Source organism: Halalkaliarchaeum sp. AArc-CO (genome assembly GCF_024972735.1).
Classification (GTDB): Archaea; Halobacteriota; Halobacteria; order Halobacteriales; family Haloferacaceae; genus Halalkaliarchaeum.
Genome location: NZ_CP087723.1, coordinates 2,293,290 through 2,312,025, shown reverse-complemented (window position 1 = coordinate 2,312,025; position 18,736 = coordinate 2,293,290). Strand labels below are relative to the sequence as shown.

Here is an 18,736-nt window from a genome sequence, read left to right as displayed (position 1 = left end):
GCTGCCGTGACTGAGGTCGTTCTCTCCGCGGATTTCGCACTCATCATCGTGGCTGCGACGGCGATCGCGCTCCTGGCACGTCAGTTCGGCCAGCCGACCATCGTCGCCTACATTCTCACGGGCGTCGTGCTCGGGCCGGTCGCGCTCGACGTCGTCACCATCGAGGGGCTCGTCGAGGTAATGGCCGAACTCGGACTCGGGTTCCTCCTGTTCCTGCTCGGATTGAAGATGCGGTTCGACGACATTCGCGAGATCCTCCGGCCGATCACCAACATCGCCGTCGGACAGACGATCCTCCAGACCGCATTGGCGTTCGCTGTCGCCTGGGCGCTCGGGTTCGCAACCGTCGAGATCATCGTGATCGCACTGGCAACTGTCTTCGGGGCGACGCCGATCATCGTCAAACTCCTCACGGACAAAAACGAGATCACCTCCCTGCCGGGCAAGATCGACGTCGGCGTGCTAATCGTTCAGGACATCTATCTCGTCGTCGTGCTCGCGCTGTTTTCGGCCGACCGGCTGGACGATCCGGTACAGGTCGCGACGACGCTCGGCGTCATTTTCGTCATGATGGGCTTTATCGGGCTGTTCTCGCTCGCCTCCTCGCGGTATCTCCTCCCACGGCTCTTCCGCCGGATCGCGGATCAAAAGGAGGTGTTCCTCGTCGTGGCGATCGCGTGGGTGTTCCTCTTTATCGCGATCGCCGAGGCGTTCGAACTTTCAGTCGAAGTGGGCGCGTTCCTCGCCGGGATCAGTCTCGCCCAGCTCCCGTACAGCAAGGAGCTCGAAGACCGGATCACGCCGATCACCGACTTCTTCATCCTCGTGTTCTTCGCGTCGATCGGCCTCCAGATCGAGAGCCTCGCCAGCCTGCTCGCCTACTGGCAGGAAGCAGTCGTCGCGTCGGTCGTGTTGATGATCGGCAACTTCTGGATCATGTTTTACCTCATCGACCGCGAGGGGTTCAGCGTCGAGACGTCGTTCCTCGGCAGCATCAACATGGTCCAGGTAAGCGAGTTCTCGCTCGTCGTCGGCGCGCTCGCGCTCCAGCAGGAGCTGATCGGTCCAGACATCCTCGGGTACCTGACGCTGATGGCGTTGCTGACGATGACCGCCTCGACGTACGTGATCACCTACAACCACGAGATATACGAACGCGTCCACCCCTGGTTCGAGCGGTTCCAGTCCGACGAGAAGATCGACAGGGAACTCCGCGAGTACGACGACCACGCCGTCGCGATCGGCTACGACGAGATCACCGAACAGGCGCTGCCGCTATTGCAAGAACGGTACGGGCAGGTCGTCGTCGTCGACCGGAAAACCGAACACGTCGCCGAGCTCCGCGAGGAGGGACAATACGACTACCTCTTCGGGGACGTCCGCCACACGGAGATCCGGAAGGCGGCCGGGCTCAAAAACGCGAAGTTCGTCCTCAGCTCGACGGTCGAACGGGACGTCAACGCCGCGTTGCTCGCGGAGGCACCGGACGACGCCGTCGTCTTCGTCGAGGCCGACCGGATCGTCGACGCGTACACACTCTACGAGCAGGGTGCGGCGTACGTCATCATGGACACGTATCTGGCCGGGGAAAAGTTGAGCGACTACATCGAGCGGTACTTCACCGACCGGGAGGCGTTCGAGGAGGCGATCGCCGCCGACATCGAGACCATCATGCGAAGAGGACGGCGACGGGACGGGCCGACGTCGCCGCGGTTCGATCTCCAGGCCGACCCGCGCCGGTGGGGTGGTGACGATGACTGAGTTCGTGATCGCCCTCGCGGTGGTGTTCGTCACCGCCGGGGCCTTGCTGCTGGTTGCAAACCAGCTCGGCCTTCCTCCGATCCCGTTTTACATCATCGCGGGGCTGATAACGGGGCTCGTCGTCGGCCAGCCCGCGCTGGTCGAACTCGCGCTGTGGGGGATCGCCTTCCTGGTGTTCGTCTTCGGGATCCGGATCGACCTCGGCGACCTCCAGTCGGTGCTGCGAGACGGAGAAGTCGCCGCACTCACGCAGCTGGCCCTCGTTGCGCCGATCGCCGTCGGAATCGGGTATCTTCTCGGCGACCTGTTCGGGTTCGAGGATCCGTTCCGGAACGCGATCTACTTCGGCGCGGCGGCGACGCTGAGTTCGACGCTCGTCGGTGGTGCCGTACTCGCTGAAGAGATCCGAAACGACCTCGTGTACGGTCGTCTCGCCTCCTCGGTGCACTTCTTCGACGATGTGGTGGCGATCATGGCACTGGTCGTCCTGTCGGCGGAAGTCATCACGGACGCACAGTTGATCACCTCGAAGATCGGCTACGCCGTGCTGTTCGTCCTGGCGGGCCTGCTCATCTACCGCCACGGCTACCCCGCACTGGTTCGGATCTCCGATGGCGGCGAGGAGCTAATCTTGATGGGGAGCATCTCGATCCTGATCGCGTTCCTGGCCGCCGCCGAAACGGTTGGGATCTCGATCGTCGTCGGGGCGTTCGCTGCTGGGCTGGCAGTCCGGAGCGAAGGGGTGGAGTCGCTCGCCGTTCGAAACGGGATCGAGTCGATCAAGGACTTCTTCGCTGCGATCTTCTTCGTCACCCTGGGTGCGCTGGTGGCGGTTCCGACCATCGAGGTCGTCGTGCTTTCGAGCATTCTCACGCTGCTCGTCATCGCAGCCAACCCGGCACTGCACGCGCTCGCGTTCGTGTTCGAGGGATACGACGGCCGGACGGCGTTCCTGGCTGGGTCGAGCCTCAACCAGGTCAGCGAGCTGTCGCTCGTGATCGCGATCCAGGCGTGGCTGCTCGGGACGATCGCCCCACCGTTGTTCGAGGCGATCGTTCTCGCCGGCGTCGCGACGATGATTATCGGGGCGGTTTCAGAGCGGTACGAGAACGCCTTCTACGACGCAATCTTGGAGCCGATACTTTCGGGGCGAACCCGGTACATCGACACCAACAGTAGCGTCGAGGACGGACTGACCGATCACGTCGTCGTCGTCGGCTACGGCCGCCAGGGGCGGCGGGTCGTGGAAACACTCGAGGAACTCGGCGAGGAATACGTCGTTCTCGAGAACGATCCGACACTGCTCGATGACCTCCGTGCCGACTGTCGCAACTACGTGCTCGGCGACGCGATGGCGTCGTATCCGATGGACCTGGCCCGGGTCGACCGTGCACAGCTCGTGATATCGACTGCCGATCACCGGCCGGTTTCCGAGTCGATTCTCGCACTCGAAACGCGCGCCGACGTCATTCTCCGGGCCGACAAATCCGGGGAAGCACGCGAACTCCTGGCGGCCGGTGCGGAGTTCGTCGCCGTCCCGGACGTGCTGGCGGCCGATCAACTGGTCGACAACGTCGAGCGCGTCCTCGGGGACGAGCGGGCGGTGGATTCACTCGAGGCGGAACACCGGAACTATCTCGAAGCGATGAAGCTGTTCGACGTCGAACGACGGCTCGGGCGTCGGTGACCGCTCGGGATCGTTTCTCACAGCTCCAGCCCCCCGTGAGCTGCGAACCGTCACTTTTTATCTTCCTACCCCAGTACCCACGACATGGATCGACTGGAACAGTCGTTGCTCGACGCCCCGATCATCGAGAAGGGCGAATACCAGTACTTCGTTCATCCGATCAGCGACGGCGTCCCGATGCTCGAACCGGAACTGCTCCGGGAGATCGTCATCAAAATCATCCGGAAGGCGGAACTGGAAGACGTCGACAAGATCGTCACCCCCGCGGCGATGGGGATCCACATCTCGACGGCTGTCTCCCTGATGACCGACATCCCGCTCGTCGTGATCCGCAAGCGGGAGTACGGCCTCGACGGGGAAGTGTCGCTGGCCAAGCAGACCGGCTACTCCGAGTCGGAGATGTTCATAAACGACGTCGAGGCGGGCGACCGCGTGCTCGTGCTCGACGACGTGCTCTCGACGGGCGGAACGATGAAGGGAATCCTCGATGCGCTGTCGGACATCGGCGCGGAGATAATCGACGTCGTCGCCGTCATCAAAAAGACCGGCCCGAACGAGCTGGACGACACTGACTACCGGGTCAAGACGCTCATCAACGTCACCGTCGAGGACGGCGAGGTGGTCATCGTCGATCGCCGCGGCGACGGATAGCTGCCCTTGGACACCCTCCGATCCCCGCGAGTGTCGTTTACTCTCCGTGGATCGTGAAAACTGGCTCGGCTACGTCCTCGCTTCGACACTCGGGACACCGCGACGGCTGGTTCGCCGGATCGTCGAACCCGTCGAATCCGCAGCGGCGGCACGTCGGCGGCGCGACGAGCAGCTCCTCGTCGGCCGTCGAAAGCGACTGTGCGACGTGGCTGACGTGATCGTAAACGGCCGGAACCGGCACGTCGACCTGTGTTGCGAGTTCGCTCGCGGTCGCCTCGGACTCGCGGAGGAGCTCGGCGATCCGCTGACGGGTGGTTCTGAATGCGGTTTCCTCCGTCGGTTCGTCACTCATCGATTGGTAGACGGCCGCCGAGGAAAAGAGACTTACCGACCGGCAGTAACCCTGTAGTCATGAAGGCGATCGTGCTCGCGGGCGGATACGCGACGCGGCTGTGGCCGATAACGAAAAACCGGCCGAAGATGTTTCTTCCCGTCGGCGAGAACACGGTGATCGACGAGACGTTCGCCGATCTGGAAGTCGACGACCGGATCGACGAAGTGTACGTGAGCACGAACGAGCGCTTCGAGGAGGACTTCCGGGAGTATCTTGCGGACGCCCCCTACGAGAAGCCGATCCTCTCGGTCGAGGACACCGAAAACGAGTCCGAGAAGTTCGGCGTGATCGGCGCGCTCGCACAGCTCATCCGACGGGAGGGGATCGACGACGACCTGCTGGTTGTGGCGGGTGACAACCTCATCAGCTTCGACCTCGCGGAGTTCCTCGACTTCTACCAGCGCCGGGAGACGCCCGCTCTCGCCGCCTACGACGTCGGCTCCCGGGAGCGGGCGAAGTCGTACGGGCTGGTCGAACTCGACGGCGAGCGGGTCGTCGACTTCCAGGAGAAGCCCGACGACCCCCACTCGACGCTGGTGTCGATCGCCTGTTACGCGTTCCCCGCGACGTCGCTGTCGCTGTTCGAGACGTATCTCGAGGGCGGAAACAATCCGGACGAACCGGGGTGGTTCATCCAGTGGCTCCAGGAGCGAAAGCAGGTCCACGCGTTCACGTTCGACGGTGCCTGGTTCGACATCGGAACCCCCGAAAGCTATCTCGACGCCGTCCGGTGGAAACTCGACGGCGACTGCCTGGTTCATCCCGACGCGACTGTCGAACACTCCCAGTTAGACGAGAACGTCCACGTGATGGCTGACTCTTCGGTCGTCAACTCGTCGCTGTCGGAGGCGATCGTCTTTCCGGACGTGACGATTCGTGACGCGGAGATCAAGCGGTCGATCATCGACGAGGACACCCACATCGAGGGGCTCGACTTCGCCGGCGCACTCATCGGGGCCCACAGCCGGATCGGAAACGGGCAGTGACGTCGCGAGCCGGTTTCCCGAGACCACTGGCACTCATAATCAGTATCAGTCCAGTCCTTCGAGGCCCTCCTCGACGTGGCTGTGTTCCTCGGCCGGGAACGCGCCGGATTCGACCTCCCGTTTGAACTCCTCGACGGCCCGTTTCATCTCGCCTCTGAGGTCGGCGTACTGTTTGGAAAACGACGGCGACTCCGCCTCGATCCCCAGGACGTCGGTGATCACGAGCACCTGGCCGTCGCAGTCGCCGCCGGCGCCGATCCCGATCGTCGGGATCGACAGCTCCTCGGTCACCCTGGCGGCGACGTTCGCGGGGACGTGTTCCAGTACAACCGAGAACGCCCCGGCCTCCTGGTGGGCGATCGCGAGTTCGAGCAGATCCTTGGCTGCGTCCTGTGTGGTTCCCTGCCGGGCGTAGCCGCCGAGCTCGTTGACCTGCTGTGGGGTGAGCCCGACGTGTGCCATCACCGGGATCCCGACCTGGGCGAGCCGTTCGGTCAGTTCGACCGTGTGCCGGCCGCTCTCGATTTTGACCGCGTCGGCGTTCGCCTCCTTCAGGAGTCGGCCGGCGTTTTCCACGCTTTCGGCCGTATCGACGCCGAACGAGAGAAACGGCATGTCGGCCACGACGAGCGCCTCATCGGTCGCTCGGGCAACCGCAGACGTCCGGCTGTGCATCTCCTCGAGCGTCACCGGAAGCGTCGTCTCGTAACCGAGCACCGCGTTTCCCATGCTGTCGCCCACCAGGATCACGTCGATGCCGGCCCGATCGACGATCTCTGCGGTCGGCGCGTCGTACGCCGTCAGCATGGTGATCGGCTCCTCGCCCGCGCGCTCGCGGAGGTCGCGTGTCGTCACCATACCTCCACGTTCAGACACCCGAAGAATAAAGCGTCCGGTGGCCGGTCGTCCGGACCAGACGACGCGCCGGGGGCGTCAGGGGACGGAATCGGTAACTCTTACTCGCCACCCCACAAACCGCTCGGTCGTGCCACGAGTCGTCGACGAGACCGACCCGGAGGGGGTCGATTACGGCTGGGTGATGCAGGTGACGTTCGTCGTCACCATCATCGTTGGCGCGCCCGCCGTCGCGCTTTTGGCTTCGGGAACCGGCGTCGAGCTCGCGACGTGGGGCGAACGCGCCGCGTTCGCGATCCGGGTCGGCGCGCCGATCTGGTTCTTCACGGCGATCGCCGTGTTCGCCTACGCGAAGCGACACCGGGTGACCGGCGTCGACTGATCGGGGGATCGACGCGGACTAGGGGGACGGTTCGTCGCGATCCGAAACGAGCTCCGAGACGTACGCGAACCCGGTACCGGCGCGGTCTGCAGTTCGTTCGTCCCGGGGGGAGTCGCCGACGAACAGCGTTCGTTCGGGGTCGACCGAAAGCGCCCGACACGTCGACAGCAACGGCTCCGGATCCGGCTTTCGGGTCGCGACCGTGTCCCGTCCCACGATCGCTCCCTGGCCGACTGACTCGGCGAGTCCGTGTTCCGCGAGCGCGATCCGGACGGCGTCCTCGCAGTTGAGCGAGCAGACACCGATCGGGACGCCGGCCGATGCTCGTTCGACGAGCTGATCGGCGAGGAACAGTCGATCCGATCGACGTGCGCCCTCGCGTTCCCGCTCGCAGACGAGTCTCGCGACCTCCTCGCCGACGCCGTGCGCTCCGGCTTCGTCTAACAGGTTCCAGAGGTCCCCGGCCGGCGGATCGACTCCCGCGGTCCGGTACACTGCTGCCGCTTCTCGGGCGACTGCCTCCCAGTCGACGTCGAGCCTGGCGAGAGTGCCGTCCAGGTCGTACACCACGGCGTCGTATCCGTCCATGCCCCCCTCCAGGGATCGAACGAACAAATGGGCCACGAAAACGGAGACCGAGAAAATAGCGCGGATACACCGATCCCTGACCGCAGGGCCGAAGCGGCTTGAGCACCCTTAAGTCGCGCGGTCCCGAGGCTTCCGACATGCAACCACGGGACCTCTCTTCACACTCGCCGTACGTCCCCGGAAGCGGCATCGAGGAGGTCGCCCGGGAACTCGGCGTCGATCCCGACGAGCTCGTCGCGCTCTCCTCGAACGAGAACCCCCACGGACCCAGCCCAGCCGCGGTCGAAGCGATCAGGGAACACGCCGACCGCATTCACCAGTATCCGAAGGCCGCACACGCCGATCTGACCGACCGAATCGCCGCGGAGTGGGGGGTCGACTCCCGGCAGGTGTGGCTCTCTCCGGGGGCCGACGGCGCGCTTGATTACCTCGCCCGGGCGATGCTGTCAGCGGGGGATCGAGTGCTCGTCCCCGACCCCGGGTTCGCGTACTACCCGATGAGCGCGCGGTACCACCACGGGACGGTGGCGACGTACGACCTCTCGTCCGGGAACGATTTCGCCGGGACCGCAGACGCCGTGCTGTCTGCCTACGACGGCGAGCGGATCGTCTACGTCACCACGCCCCACAACCCTGCTGGATCCGAGTTCCCGCGGCACGAGCTTCTGGAACTGCTCTCGTCGGTCGAGGACCGGACGCTCGTGATCGTCGACGAGGCGTACGGCGAGTTCAGCGAGTCTCCCTCGAGTATCGAGCTGCTGGACTCCCACCGAAACCTTGCGGTGACCCGGACGTTCTCGAAGGCGTACGGACTCGCCGGCCTTCGGGTCGGCTACGCGGTCGTCCCCGGGGAATGGGGCGACGCCTACGCCCGGGTGAACACCCCGTTCGCGGTGAACGAACTCGCCTGTCGGGCGGCGATGGCGGCACTGGGAGACGACGACCACCTCCAGACGTCCGTCGAGACTGCGAGATGGAGCCGGGAGTACCTCCGGACCGAACTCGACGTCCCGACCGTCGAGAGCGCGGCCAACTTCGTGCTGGCACACGTCGGCGACGCGGAAACGGTCGCCGAACGCAGCAAACGGGCGGGCGTGGTGATCCGGGACTGCACGAGCTTCGGGCTCCCCGAGTACGTCCGCATCTCCTGTGGAACCCGCGAGGAGACGACACTCGCGGTCGAGACGCTCGAGGAGGTGCTCGCCGACGCCGACGTCGCCGGGGTGAGGACGCGTGACTGAAAGGGCCGAAGAGGCCGACGACATGTCGCCCCCCGGGAGCCGTGCCCGCCGGGTCGTCGTGACCGGGACTCCCGGAACCGGAAAGACCTCCGCGACCGAGCAACTGGCCGACGCCACCGACCTCGAGGTCGACGTCGTTCACCTCAACGACCTCGTGAAATCCGACGGGCTGTGGACCGACCGCGACGCGGAGCGCGACACCCTCGTCGTCGATCTCGATGCGGTGCGCGACCGGCTGGGCGACTGGAGCGGGATCGTCGAGTCGCACGTCGCCCACCACCTCGAGGCGGACCGGGTGATCGTGTTGCGGTGCCGGCCGGACGTGCTGGAAGAACGGCTGTTGAACCGCGGGGAGTCACCCGCGAACGCCGTGGAGAACCGCGAGAGCGAGGCGCTCGACGTGATCCTCTCGGAGGCGGTCGAACGTCACGGCCGGGAGTCGGTGTTCGAGATCGACACGACCGACTGGCCGAGTTCGACGGTGGCCGAGGAGATCGCGGCAGTGGTTCGCGGGGAGCGGGCGCCCAGCGCCGGCCAGGTCGACTATCTCGAGTTTCTCCCGGGGGGGACAGACGGGTGACGCTGGATCGGCTCCGCCCGATCGCCGACAGGGCCTTGAGGCCGTTCGTCGACGCCGCCGACGCGGTCGGCCTCTCCCCCGACGGGGTGAGCGTGCTGGCGTTCGGCAGCGCGCTTGCGGCCGGCGGCGCGTTCGCGATCGCGGAGCCAGTTTGGTTCGTCGTCGGCGCGGTGCTGGTGTTCGCGAACGGTTGGCTCGATCTGGTCGACGGCGCGCTCGCTCGCCGTCAAAACCAGGCGTCGGCGGCGGGCGACCTGCTGGATCACGTGCTGGACCGCTACGCCGACATCGCGATCATCGCCGGACTCGCGGCGGGAACGGGTGCGTATCTGCTGGGCTTTCTGGCTGTCACCGGGGTGTTGATGACCTCGTATCTCGGCACCCAGATCCAGGCGGTCGGCCTCGGTCGGGAGTACGGCGGCGCCCTCGGACGGGCGGACCGCCTCGCGCTCGTGGGCGTCGTCGGCGTCGTTGCGGCGGTGGTCCCCGGCGAACTGGCCGCGGGCTTTACTGTCGTCGAACTGCTACTCGTCGCGTTCGCGGTGGTCGGCCACCTGACCGCGCTCCAGCGGTTCTACGGCGCGTGGTCCGATCTGTGACGCGCCGGGGTCCGTTCTCGGCGCTCGACACTGGGGCGTGTGGTTTTTACTCTCGGCGGCGGTACGGACGTGTATGCCCCAGTGTGAGATGTGTGGTGCGGAGAAGCCGTCCCTCACCACGACCAAGGTCGAAGGCGCCGAGCTGGAGCTTTGTGACTCCTGTTCGGAGTTCGGCACGGAGGTCCGCACCGAGTCTACCGGTTCCTCGGGGAGCAAGTACTCCACGACCTCGAGTTCGGGCACCGCATCGGGCGACTCCGGCGGCGGGGGCGCCGGAAGCACGGGGTCGGGCGGATCCTCCCGGTCGCGCCGGCGGGACATGTTCGACGAGATGGACGAGCTCGCGGCCGACTACGACGACCGGATCCGGAACGCCCGCGAGTCGACCGGCATGAGCCAGGAGGAGCTCGCGAAGAAGCTCAACGAGAAGGCGAGCCTGATTCGGAAGCTCGAACGCGGCGACATTCTCCCCAGCGACGACGTTCAAAAGAAACTCGAGCGGGAACTCGAGATCTCGCTCCTCGAGGGCGAGGACGTCGAAGACTCCGAGTGGTCCAGCGACTCGACGGGGACGATGACGCTTGGCGACGTAGTCAAGCGGAAAGACTAGCAACGACCTTTTTCTGCCTCGGGTTCGCTTTCGGAGGACCGCTCGGTGAAAACGGTCGAGGGACAAAGCCGATAACTCGGGCCTTCGGCCCTCGCTCCCGGTACAACGACGAGGAGGAGAGTTGGATGCTGTACGCACTGCATCTCGAGGGGTCTGTTCGAACGGTCCCCTGTTTCACGTACCTGTTCCTCGAGCACTGCCCAGGGTGTTTTTAAGTATTGGACTGCGAGAACCGGGAACGCAACCAGTTACCTACGGAGGAATCTTCGCCGCCGGGCCGAGCGGAAGTCACGGCGTCACGCCGTCGCGGTCGTCGGGTTCGGCGAAGCCGTACGTGGCGGTCAGGTGGTCGATCATGTAGTCGACCGTGGAGGGATCGTAGCTCCAGAACCCGTAGTAGTCGCCGTCCTCGCGCTCCTCGGCCAGCAGCGCGCACTTGTTGTCGTCGACGCCGGCACCGTCGTAGGCGACAAACCACGTCTTCCGTATCTCGGTGTTCCGTTCGACGTGGAGGGTGACGTGTTTCAGGTTCGGGGGTGTCCCCTCGGGCACGGCGTACGCGTGCACCGACAACCCCTGTTTGCTTCCGAGCCGTTCGTAGGTAGCAGCTTCCTTCGAAAACACCTCGAGGGTTTGAAATCCGGCGTGGAGCTTGCCCGCACCGATCCGCCAGGCGCGGTCCTCGATCTCGCGGGAGGCAGCGAGCATCTCCCTCGAAGAGTAGGAGGTGAACATCGTTTCGTCGAGGTGATCGAGGATCGGACGGTACGTGCCGGCAACGAACTCCGGATCCCGCTGTGTTTCCGGTTCTGCCAGTTCATCGAGATCGATCGCCGTCAGGAACGTCCCCGTCTGTCCCAGCACGCCGAACGACTCGGGACCTCCATCCATCGTCGCGGTCTCGATCCGGAGGTTCCGATCCGCAAAGCGCTCGCGGAGATCCGCGACGACGTCGTCGTCCGCGTTGATCACCGAAAGCGTCTTCTCGTAGGATTCGACGCCGGCGATAAGCTCGGTGAGGGACATCTCGGTTTCGTTCGGGGTTTCGAGAAGCAGGTATTTGACAATTACTCCCACTTGTTCGGTTCGCGTGCCGGCTCGACCGACCGAAGTGTGTCCGGATCGTGAAGCTATTTGGCCACGCGGGCCACCACTCACGGTATGTTCGTTCTGGTGAACCTGAAGGCGTACCCGTGTGAGGGACCTGCCGTCGCCGCGGCGGTCCGGGAAGTGAGCGAGGAGTCCGGCGTCCGCATGGCAGTCGCCCCGCAGGCGGCCGAACTGCGCGCGATCCACGACACCGGCGCGGAGACGTGGGCCCAGCACGTCTCCCCGGTCGAACACGGGAGCCACACCGGCTCGACGCTCGCGGAGGCGGTCGCCGACGCCGGTGCCGCAGGGACCCTCATAAACCACTCCGAGCGACGGCTCCGTCTGGCCGACGTCGACGGCGCGCTGTCGGCGGCCGAACGGGCGGGTCTCGAGACGGTCGTCTGTGCGAACAATCCCGCGCAGGTCGGTGCTGCTGCCGCGCTCAGTCCCGACGCCGTCGCGGTCGAACCGCCGGAGCTGATCGGCGGCGACGTCTCGGTGTCGACCGCGGATCCGGGAATCGTCGAGGACGCCGTCGACGCCGCCGCCGCCGTCGACGAGGACGTGGCGGTGTTCTGTGGTGCCGGCGTCTCGACGGGCTCTGACGTCGCCGCCGCACAGGAACTGGGTGCCGAGGGCGTGCTGCTCGCGTCGGGGGTCGCCAAGGCCGACGATCCCGAGGCGGTGCTGTGGGATCTGGTCAGCGAGATCTGAGAGGCGTCAGTTTTCGTCCTCGGGAGTCTCGTCGTCGAGCGCTTCCTCGATCGCCTCGACCATTTCTTCGACCTCGTCGTCGCCGAGGCGATCCGCGTACGCGTCCCGGACCAGTTCCGGAATCGCGTAGGTGTACTCCCCCTGGCCGGTGTGGCGGATCAGTCCGGCGGTCCTGACTGGTCGGTTGCGTCCGTACGCCAGCTGTCTGTCGCCGTCGCCGCCGGCGTCGATGTGGGCGGCGACCGGTTCGCTCGTCCCCTCCCGGCGGTAGTGATCGAGCATCCGCCTGGAAAGCTCCGGTAGCGACTCGATCCGGTCGCGAAGCTCGCGGATGACTGCCTCTCTCGTGCCGAGCCGGACGTCGGCCGCGAACTCCATTGCCGCCTCCGCGACGTCGGCGGCGTCGATCGGTGCAACCGGGCCGCCGTTCGCGGCACGGCTGTCCGGCACATCGGCTGCGCCCGAACCCTCTGTTTCGTTTGCAGAACGGGCTTCACCTGGAGACTCGGCTTCGCCTGGAGCCTCCGTTTCCCTTCGACCCGTCGTTTCACCTCGAGTATCGGGGTTCCGATCTTCGGGGCCATCGGCTCCGTCCGATTCGTACTCCGGAAGTACCGACTGGTCGGACACCTCCTCGCGGTGCAGGTTTCGGCCCTGCCCCCCCCGGTAAGGTGCCTCCGCTCGGCCCAGGAGCGCCTGGGCGAACTGGTCGGCCATCTGCGAGAGGTCCCGCGCCTCCTCGAGCTCTTGTTCGAGCTGCTGGATCCGCGCATGCTTGCGGTCGAGTTCCTGTTTGAGGTCGGCAATCTTCGATTCCTGGCGCTCCTTTTCGTCGCTGATCTCTTCGAGTTCGGAGACGAGGTTCCCGGAGACGCTTTTGAGTTCCGGGCGCTCGAAGTCCTCGAGCCCCGGCGTCGCACCGGCGTCGAACGTCTGCTTGCGGTGAAACTGCACCCGATCGATCGAGTCCGCCCAGTCGCGCATCAGGAAGGCCTCACCGTCGTCCAGATCTTCGATCGCGTCGGCGTAATCGGATCCGAGGATCCGACCGACGACTTTCGTGTCGTTGTCCCAGGTGAGTCGGTGCCAGACCAGCCAGTCACACTGGGTTATAAAGTCCTTCTTGACGTTGGCGGGGCGCTGGCTGATGCCGACGATGCCGAGCCCGTGTTTCCGCCCCCGTTTCCCGACCTTGATGAGCATCTTCCCGGTCTCGGTCATTCCGCCGCTTTCGGGGATGTACTCGTGACACTCCTCGACGACGAGCAAAAACGGCTTTTTGAGCTTCTTTTCCTTCGCAAAGAGGTGTTTCGTCGTCTCCAAAAGGAGTTCGTTCGCGACGTCCTCTTCCAGGTAGCCCGAGACGTCGAGGATGATCGGTACGTTCTGTTCGAGCGCGAGGTTCGCCAGTTTCTCGGCGTGTTCCGGCGAGACGACGATGTCACACTCCTCGTCGGCGCCGACGTGGAGGATCTCGTACTCCTCTTTGAGGCCGTAGTATTCGCCGTCGGTGTCGACGATCAGGACGTTGAGGTTCTCCGCCAGCAGGTTCTCGACGAAGACGGAGGCGGTGTTGGAGTTGTGGACGAACACGCCGTTCGCGAGGAACGTGTCCGTGCCGGCGACGTCGAGATCGTACACCTCGTATTCGCCGGGGTACGGTTCTATCGAGGCGACCTGCTGCCAGCGGACGTCGTCGCTCGAGGGGGAACACGCGGTCGCGGTCGGCGTCGCGGCAATCCCACCGTCGGCACGGGTTCGGGACGCCTGGGGCGACGAGGCGCGACCCTCCACGTGTGTCGGCGAGGTCGGCATCGGGTCACCCGCCTCGAGTTCGTCGCCGCGAACCGGAACGATCTCCCCCCGGTCGCCGTCCTCGCGAGTGAGGAAGCTGTGGTCGCCGGTGCCGACAATCTCGGTCCCGTCTTCGAGTTCGATCCGGAGGAGGTCGTCGTCGGTGTGCCGGATGCTCGCCCTGACGGGCCGGAAGGCGGGCTCGCCGGTGTCGGTGTCGATAGAGAGCACCCGTTCGCCCTCGGTGACGTGTTCGATGGGTTTCGGACCCTCGAGCGTCTCGACAGGGGTTCCCTCGAGGATGCTCTTTCCCGACCCCGACTTTCCGGTGACGAACCCCCGTCCGGTGAGCAGTTCGACCGCGGGGATCTCGATCGGCGACCCGGGTTCGACGTCCGGGGACGCGCCCGGTCCGGCGCTCGCTTCCGCGACGTGAATGGTTTCTTCGTCCTTCGCGTCGTCGCTCATTGGCGTAGGTTCCACGTGGCGATGGCAAAGGTGTTGCCCGTTGTCGGACGCACGTCAGACGCCTCGTTCACGTTCCGTCATGGATTATCGCCGCTCGTTACGGCCCTCACGTCTCGTCGATCGTCTCCACCAGCGAGGCGAGCGCCGGCGAATCGACCGCCGAGAGGGACGACGAGAGCGGCGAGACGCTCACGGCGCCGTCGATGAGCGCCCGTCGGTCGCTGGCTTCGGGATACCGATCCCGGTAGCGGGCCGCTCCCTCGAGCGGGTTCTCGTAGCCTTCGACGTGCGGCCACGTCTTGTCGATCAACTCGACGTCGGTTCCGTCCGGATCGCCCCGGCTCGCGTCCCGGTCGGGAATCGACTCGTGGTAGCCGTCCGTCACCGAGCCGTCGGCGGGGTCGTACTCGACGCGCTGGGAGTAATCGACGACGAGGCTGGTGAGCCGAAGCGGCGCCGCCGCGAGATCGACCGGGGCGTTCACGTTCAGCACGTCGATGTCCGTCGCCGCGTTCGTCGAGGAGAGCCGAGTCAGAAGCCGCCGCGCGACGACAGCCGGCCGATCGAACTCGTAGCGCTCGGCCGGGTAGCAGTGGTAGTCCCGGGAGTGGTAGGCGGACACGGCGATACCGGGCGTGTCGAGGAGGGAGGCCTCGATGCAGGCCCCGACCGTTCCCGACCGGCCGACGACGTAGTTTCCGACGTTCGGGCCGTCGTTGACGCCCGCCACGACGAAATCGAACTCGGCGCTCACGCCGCCGCCGAGGCCGAACGCCACGCAGTCGGCTGGGGTCCCCGTCACCCGGTAGCCGCGAGGGCTCTCGGAAACCGTCACGGTGCCGTTGCGGGTGCGTCCGACGCCGCTTTGATTCTCCGCGGGGGCGATCACGGTGACGTCGGCGATCGCCGTCAGCTCCTCGTACAGCGACGCGAGCCCCGGGGCGTCGATGCCGTCGTCGTTGGTGAGAAGGATCCTCGGCCGGGTCACTGGTTTCGGGAGATGGGTCGCTCTCGTACAAGAACGTACCGGACGTCGGTCCTTTCGTCCCGGGTTCCCCGTACGGCGTCGACGCCTCACCCGTCTTCCGTCCACTCGTCGAGCGCGGCCTGGCCGGAGCCCCGACGGAAGCGCGACGGCCTCGAGCTGGTGTGCCCGTCGTCCTCGTCTCCGTCGTCCTCGTCTCCGTCGTCTCGGATCCCGGCGTCCGCCCCCTCGAATCCGCCGAGCGTCGCCTGATCCCCCGCCTCGAACGAGAGGTTCGAGACGCGCACGCCGAGCTTGCGTACCCGCCGGTCGTGGAACTCCTCGAGTAGGTCCAGGGCAATTTCCTCGACCAGCGAGGGATCGTCGACGGGGCCCGAGAGCGACTCCGCGCGGGTGTTCACCTCGAACGGCGGTTCGACGACCTTGATCCCGATCGTCCGGTACAGCGCCTCCCGGCTCCGGGCGCGGTCGGCGACGTCCGCGGCGAGCGCCCGGACTGTCTCGCGTTTCGGCTCTCCCTCGCGTACCGGTTCGGCGAATGCCGACTCCCGCGAGAGGCTCTTCGGCCGACCGGTCGGCGTCACCTCGCGGTCGTCGTCGCCGCGGGCCCGGGCGTACAGCTCCCGACCGCGCTGGCCGAACAGCGCTTCGAGTTCCGTCGGGTCCGCCGCCGCTAGATCGTCGGCGGTTTCGATCCCCTGCTCCGAGAGTTCACGGGCTGTCACCGGACCGACGCCGTGGAGTTCGGCGGTCGAAAGCGGCGAAAGGAACTCCCTGACGTGGCCCGGTGGAACCACCGTCAGACCGTTAGGTTTGTCGAAGTCGGAGGCGATCTTCGCGGTCGACATGTTGGGTGCGACGCCGACGCTGGCGGGCACGCCGGCCTCGCGGTCGATCCGCTCGATCACGTGTCTGGCGTACCCCTCGGCCAGCCGGCGGGTCTCGGCCGGCCCCGCCGCCCCACTCGGATCGCCGCCGGGAACCGGATCCCACCCGGTGCGGTCGGTGACGTCCAGGTACGCCTCGTCGATGCTCACCTCCCGGACGACGTCGGCGCAGTCGTGTAACACCGACTTCACGTCCGCTGCGACGGTTCGATAGAACTCCAGGTCGACCGGCCGGTAGTGTCCCCGGTGATCGGTGTCCGTCCCGTCTGCCGTCTCGCCGTCGATCCGCGGCAGTTGCTCCAGCGCCCGGGAGATCGGCTGGGCGCTCTCGACGCCGTGCTCGCGCGCCTCGTAGCTCGCGGTCGCGACCGCACCGTTCGTCTCGCCGGCCTCGTACCCCATGCCGACGACCACCGGCTCCCCCTCGAGTTCGGGCTCGCGCAGCCGCTCGCAGGAGGCGTAAAAGCAGTCCATATCGACGTGCAGGACGATCCGCTGGTCGTCCTCGTCGGCGGTACCGGGCAGTCGGGCTGCCTCCATCGACGGGAAATGGGTGTCGGACGACCGTTAACCTTCGCTGTCCGTGGTGAAACTGGAAAATTCTCCGTCCGTGGTGAAACCGGAAAAGTGGGAGTAGCGGGAGGTAGATTTGAACTACCGATCTCCGGGTTATGAGCCCGGCGGAATCTCCTGGCTATCCCATCCCGCTACCAGAAAAAAATCGGGTATGACGGTTAAGGGTTGTGATTCGTTCGCCGTATGCCAGTTCTCCGCACCGCTCGTTCCGGCTGTCTGTAACGCTCTCGAGGAGCAGGTCGACCCACAGCGTTTTGGCCGTCCGGTCGAACTGGAGGCCGTGGACGCCAGACAGGACACGCCCTCGAACCCGTTCGGCATGGACGAGACCTGCGAGAACTGCCGTCGCTGTGAGACGCGATCGAACGTGGTTCACGGCTACGGCGACGTCGCGGCCGACTTCCTGTTCGTCGCCGAAGCACCGTCACCGGAAGCCGACGAAGCCGGAGATCCGATCCTCGAGGGCACCGACCTCGGTCGGATCCTGGAGGCGGTCGGGTTGGTCGACGAGGACCCCGACATCGCCGCCGATGAAGGCTCCGACGGAATTGGGGAACTGCCTCTCGACAACGCGTATGTGACCCATCTCACTCGGTGTCACGGTCCCGAGAACCCATCCGACGACGAGATCGGCGCCTGCGACCCGTTTTTGACCGCCGAAATCCGGATGATCAACCCACACGTCATCGTCCCGGTCGGCGGCCGGACCCTGGCGGCACTCGCCGTCGAGTACACCACCAGCCCGCCGGAGGCGTTCGACATCGAGGCGGCGCACGCGACGACGATCCGGGGCCGGGGGTTCGAACTGGTGCCGATGCTCGCGCCCGAACGCGCGACCGACGAGCAACAGGAGGCGTGGGTGAAACAGTTCATCGAGGGAGTGCTCGGCCGGGATTACCGGCAGACGAAGGGCCGCCAGGAACGGTGAGTTCAAGGAAACCCGGCACGAACCGCGGGTATGACGATCGTCGCCGTTCTCGCTGAGCCGCCCGAAGAAGGTCACGTACTCCAGGAACTGGTGGAGACGAGCCCGCTTTCGGCCGCCGACGCCGCCGAACTGTACGAGGCGCTGTTTCGTGACACGGTACGCGCCGTCGAGCGATCCGCCGGGTCACTGCTCGTGAACTACGCCCCGGCGGCGGATTTCCCGGACGGTGTCGGCGACGACATTCCCCCGGAGGCGCAGCTTCGAACACTCGTCGTCGACGAGGTCGACGATCCGGAGTTCCGGGATTCGGTTCGGTTCGAACCCCAGGTCGGTTCCTCGTTTTCCGCGCGGGCGGGCAACACCGCGACGCATCTGCTCCGCGAGGAGGAAGCCAGCTCCGTCGCGATCGTACGGCCGACCGTCCCGTTCCTCTTCCGGACGGTTCTGGATTCGGCGTCGATGAAACTCCGACAGTCAGGCGCGGTGCTCGGCCCGGCGCCCGGCGGACGGGTGTACTACGCCGGCTTCCGCGAACCGATCGACTTTACGGACGCCTGGGAGCCGCCGGCGCTGTCGACGCTCGCGGATCGGGCCGTGGACGCCGACCTCGAGGTGGACTTCGTCGAAATGCAGCCGACCATCGAAACCGGACGGGATCTGGCGGCGATGCTGGTCCAGTTGCGGGCACGGGTCGACTCCGAACGGATCGTTCCAGTCAACACGGCCACTGTCCTTTCGGATCTCGACGTCGACGTCGAAATCGAGAACGGCGAGCCGACGCTGGTGTCCGACTGACCGGCAGCGGGATCCGGTCGACACCGACACGCATTTGCGGGGTCGCACACAACTGCGAAACGTGGTGGGATGGCGGAGTGGACTATCGCGCCTGCCTTGAGAGCAGGTGGCCGTCAGGCCTCCTGGGTTCGAATCCCAGTCCCACCGCGTCTCGGTTTTCCGC

Annotated in this window: 18 protein-coding genes, 2 tRNA genes and 2 pseudogenes; 13 read left to right on the top strand and 9 right to left on the bottom strand. The window is 65.9% G+C overall.

Annotated elements, in window-relative coordinates; translation table 11 throughout:
- Window positions 1–6: 6 nt before the first annotated feature.
- The 3 genes from AArcCO_RS12155 to hpt all read left to right on the top strand — a co-directional run bounded on the left by AArcCO_RS12155 (window position 7) and on the right by hpt (window position 4,099).
- Complete coding sequence (locus tag AArcCO_RS12155) at window positions 7–1,761, top strand: cation:proton antiporter (protein WP_259533776.1); 1,755 nt, start codon at window positions 7–9, stop codon at window positions 1,759–1,761.
- Window positions 1,754–3,448: a cation:proton antiporter gene (locus AArcCO_RS12150; RefSeq protein ID WP_259533775.1), complete on the top strand. Its 1,695-nt coding sequence runs from the start codon at window positions 1,754–1,756 to the stop codon at window positions 3,446–3,448. The genes AArcCO_RS12155 and AArcCO_RS12150 overlap by 8 nt, the downstream gene beginning before the upstream one ends.
- Window positions 3,449–3,532: 84 nt before the next feature.
- The gene (hpt, locus tag AArcCO_RS12145; RefSeq protein ID WP_259533774.1) at window positions 3,533–4,099 is read left to right on the top strand and encodes a hypoxanthine/guanine phosphoribosyltransferase; all 567 of its coding nucleotides are present in this window, start codon (window positions 3,533–3,535) and stop codon (window positions 4,097–4,099) included.
- A 37-nt stretch (window positions 4,100–4,136) separates the two neighbouring features.
- On the opposite strand, the gene AArcCO_RS12140 is transcribed toward hpt, so the two are convergent.
- Window positions 4,137–4,451: a transcriptional regulator gene (locus tag AArcCO_RS12140; protein WP_259533773.1), complete on the bottom strand. Its 315-nt coding sequence runs from the start codon at window positions 4,449–4,451 to the stop codon at window positions 4,137–4,139.
- A 59-nt stretch (window positions 4,452–4,510) separates the two neighbouring features.
- Here AArcCO_RS12140 and AArcCO_RS12135 point away from each other — a divergent pair, with 59 nt between their 5' ends.
- Window positions 4,511–5,479: a nucleotidyltransferase family protein gene (locus AArcCO_RS12135; protein ID WP_259533772.1), complete on the top strand. Its 969-nt coding sequence runs from the start codon at window positions 4,511–4,513 to the stop codon at window positions 5,477–5,479.
- Between the two features lie 45 nt (window positions 5,480–5,524).
- On the opposite strand, the gene panB is transcribed toward AArcCO_RS12135, so the two are convergent.
- Window positions 5,525–6,337 carry a 3-methyl-2-oxobutanoate hydroxymethyltransferase gene (gene panB, locus AArcCO_RS12130; RefSeq protein WP_259533771.1) on the bottom strand — a complete coding sequence of 271 codons (813 nt, stop codon included), beginning with the start codon at window positions 6,335–6,337 and terminating at the stop codon, window positions 5,525–5,527.
- A gap of 127 nt (window positions 6,338–6,464) precedes the next feature.
- Here panB and AArcCO_RS12125 point away from each other — a divergent pair, with 127 nt between their 5' ends.
- Window positions 6,465–6,716 (top strand): DUF5822 domain-containing protein, encoded by a 252-nt coding sequence (locus tag AArcCO_RS12125; protein WP_345780865.1) that lies wholly within the window; start codon window positions 6,465–6,467, stop codon window positions 6,714–6,716.
- An 18-nt stretch (window positions 6,717–6,734) separates the two neighbouring features.
- Here the strand turns inward: AArcCO_RS12125 and AArcCO_RS12120 are convergent, their stop codons facing one another.
- Entirely contained in the window at window positions 6,735–7,304 is a 570-nt protein-coding gene (locus AArcCO_RS12120) for an HAD family hydrolase (protein ID WP_259533770.1), read from the bottom strand.
- A 137-nt stretch (window positions 7,305–7,441) separates the two neighbouring features.
- Here AArcCO_RS12120 and hisC point away from each other — a divergent pair, with 137 nt between their 5' ends.
- From hisC to AArcCO_RS12100, 4 genes are all read left to right on the top strand, one after another.
- Entirely contained in the window at window positions 7,442–8,545 is a 1,104-nt protein-coding gene (gene hisC, locus AArcCO_RS12115) for a histidinol-phosphate transaminase (RefSeq protein WP_259533769.1), read from the top strand.
- Window positions 8,546–8,567: 22 nt separating this feature from the next.
- Window positions 8,568–9,125: an adenylate kinase family protein gene (locus AArcCO_RS12110; protein ID WP_259536434.1), complete on the top strand. Its 558-nt coding sequence runs from the start codon at window positions 8,568–8,570 to the stop codon at window positions 9,123–9,125.
- On the top strand, window positions 9,122–9,724 hold the full coding sequence (locus AArcCO_RS12105) for a CDP-alcohol phosphatidyltransferase family protein (protein WP_259533768.1): 603 nt from the start codon (window positions 9,122–9,124) through the stop codon (window positions 9,722–9,724). Before AArcCO_RS12110 ends, AArcCO_RS12105 begins: the two co-directional genes overlap by 4 nt.
- Before the next feature lie 73 nt (window positions 9,725–9,797).
- Entirely contained in the window at window positions 9,798–10,334 is a 537-nt protein-coding gene (locus tag AArcCO_RS12100) for a multiprotein bridging factor aMBF1 (RefSeq protein ID WP_259533767.1), read from the top strand.
- 288 nt (window positions 10,335–10,622) lie between these two features.
- On the opposite strand, the gene AArcCO_RS12095 is transcribed toward AArcCO_RS12100, so the two are convergent.
- A complete protein-coding gene (locus AArcCO_RS12095; RefSeq protein ID WP_259533766.1) occupies window positions 10,623–11,360 on the bottom strand; it encodes a DICT sensory domain-containing protein in 738 nt (245 codons plus the stop codon).
- Window positions 11,361–11,495: 135 nt separating this feature from the next.
- On the opposite strand from AArcCO_RS12095, the gene tpiA reads away from it, so the two are divergent.
- The gene (tpiA, locus tag AArcCO_RS12090; protein WP_259533765.1) at window positions 11,496–12,140 is read left to right on the top strand and encodes a triose-phosphate isomerase; all 645 of its coding nucleotides are present in this window, start codon (window positions 11,496–11,498) and stop codon (window positions 12,138–12,140) included.
- A 45-nt stretch (window positions 12,141–12,185) separates the two neighbouring features.
- Here the strand turns inward: tpiA and AArcCO_RS12085 are convergent.
- The 5 genes and pseudogenes from AArcCO_RS12085 to AArcCO_RS12070 all read right to left on the bottom strand — a co-directional run.
- Window positions 12,186–13,718: pseudogene (locus AArcCO_RS12085) on the bottom strand (DUF87 domain-containing protein); the annotation flags it as partial.
- A 4-nt stretch (window positions 13,719–13,722) separates the two neighbouring features.
- Window positions 13,723–14,402, bottom strand: a pseudogene (locus AArcCO_RS15905) (Hint domain-containing protein); the annotation flags it as partial.
- Window positions 14,403–14,508: 106 nt separating this feature from the next.
- On the bottom strand, window positions 14,509–15,390 hold the full coding sequence (locus AArcCO_RS12080; RefSeq protein ID WP_259533763.1) for a 5'/3'-nucleotidase SurE: 882 nt from the start codon (window positions 15,388–15,390) through the stop codon (window positions 14,509–14,511).
- A gap of 86 nt (window positions 15,391–15,476) precedes the next feature.
- Window positions 15,477–16,814 carry a DNA polymerase Y family protein gene (locus AArcCO_RS12075; RefSeq protein WP_259533762.1) on the bottom strand — a complete coding sequence of 446 codons (1,338 nt, stop codon included), beginning with the start codon at window positions 16,812–16,814 and terminating at the stop codon, window positions 15,477–15,479.
- Window positions 16,815–16,908: 94 nt separating this feature from the next.
- Window positions 16,909–16,983 (bottom strand) — tRNA-Met (locus AArcCO_RS12070).
- Window positions 16,984–17,001: 18 nt separating this feature from the next.
- On the opposite strand from AArcCO_RS12070, the gene AArcCO_RS12065 reads away from it, so the two are divergent.
- The 3 genes from AArcCO_RS12065 to AArcCO_RS12055 all read left to right on the top strand — a co-directional run bounded on the left by AArcCO_RS12065 (window position 17,002) and on the right by AArcCO_RS12055 (window position 18,720).
- A complete protein-coding gene (locus AArcCO_RS12065) occupies window positions 17,002–17,778 on the top strand; it encodes a uracil-DNA glycosylase (protein ID WP_345780864.1) in 777 nt (258 codons plus the stop codon).
- A gap of 30 nt (window positions 17,779–17,808) precedes the next feature.
- A complete protein-coding gene (locus AArcCO_RS12060) occupies window positions 17,809–18,573 on the top strand; it encodes a hypothetical protein (protein WP_259533761.1) in 765 nt (254 codons plus the stop codon).
- Window positions 18,574–18,636: 63 nt separating this feature from the next.
- Window positions 18,637–18,720: transfer RNA gene (locus AArcCO_RS12055), tRNA-Ser, on the top strand.
- Window positions 18,721–18,736: the final 16 nt, after the last annotated feature.

Coding starts and splice junctions, on each gene's coding strand:
- AArcCO_RS12120 (WP_259533770.1), bottom strand. CDS start 7,304: ATGGACGGATACGACGCCGTGGTGTACGACCTGGACGGCACTCTCGCC.
- AArcCO_RS12060 (WP_259533761.1), top strand. CDS start 17,809: ATGACGATCGTCGCCGTTCTCGCTGAGCCGCCCGAAGAAGGTCACGTA.
- AArcCO_RS12100 (WP_259533767.1), top strand. CDS start 9,798: ATGCCCCAGTGTGAGATGTGTGGTGCGGAGAAGCCGTCCCTCACCACG.
- AArcCO_RS12150 (WP_259533775.1), top strand. CDS start 1,754: ATGACTGAGTTCGTGATCGCCCTCGCGGTGGTGTTCGTCACCGCCGGG.
- hpt (WP_259533774.1), top strand. CDS start 3,533: ATGGATCGACTGGAACAGTCGTTGCTCGACGCCCCGATCATCGAGAAG.
- AArcCO_RS12065 (WP_345780864.1), top strand. CDS start 17,002: ATGACGGTTAAGGGTTGTGATTCGTTCGCCGTATGCCAGTTCTCCGCA.
- AArcCO_RS12095 (WP_259533766.1), bottom strand. CDS start 11,360: ATGTCCCTCACCGAGCTTATCGCCGGCGTCGAATCCTACGAGAAGACG.
- panB (WP_259533771.1), bottom strand. CDS start 6,337: ATGGTGACGACACGCGACCTCCGCGAGCGCGCGGGCGAGGAGCCGATC.
- hisC (WP_259533769.1), top strand. CDS start 7,442: ATGCAACCACGGGACCTCTCTTCACACTCGCCGTACGTCCCCGGAAGC.
- AArcCO_RS12110 (WP_259536434.1), top strand. CDS start 8,568: ATGTCGCCCCCCGGGAGCCGTGCCCGCCGGGTCGTCGTGACCGGGACT.
- AArcCO_RS12140 (WP_259533773.1), bottom strand. CDS start 4,451: ATGAGTGACGAACCGACGGAGGAAACCGCATTCAGAACCACCCGTCAG.
- AArcCO_RS12075 (WP_259533762.1), bottom strand. CDS start 16,814: ATGGAGGCAGCCCGACTGCCCGGTACCGCCGACGAGGACGACCAGCGG.
- AArcCO_RS12135 (WP_259533772.1), top strand. CDS start 4,511: ATGAAGGCGATCGTGCTCGCGGGCGGATACGCGACGCGGCTGTGGCCG.
- tpiA (WP_259533765.1), top strand. CDS start 11,496: ATGTTCGTTCTGGTGAACCTGAAGGCGTACCCGTGTGAGGGACCTGCC.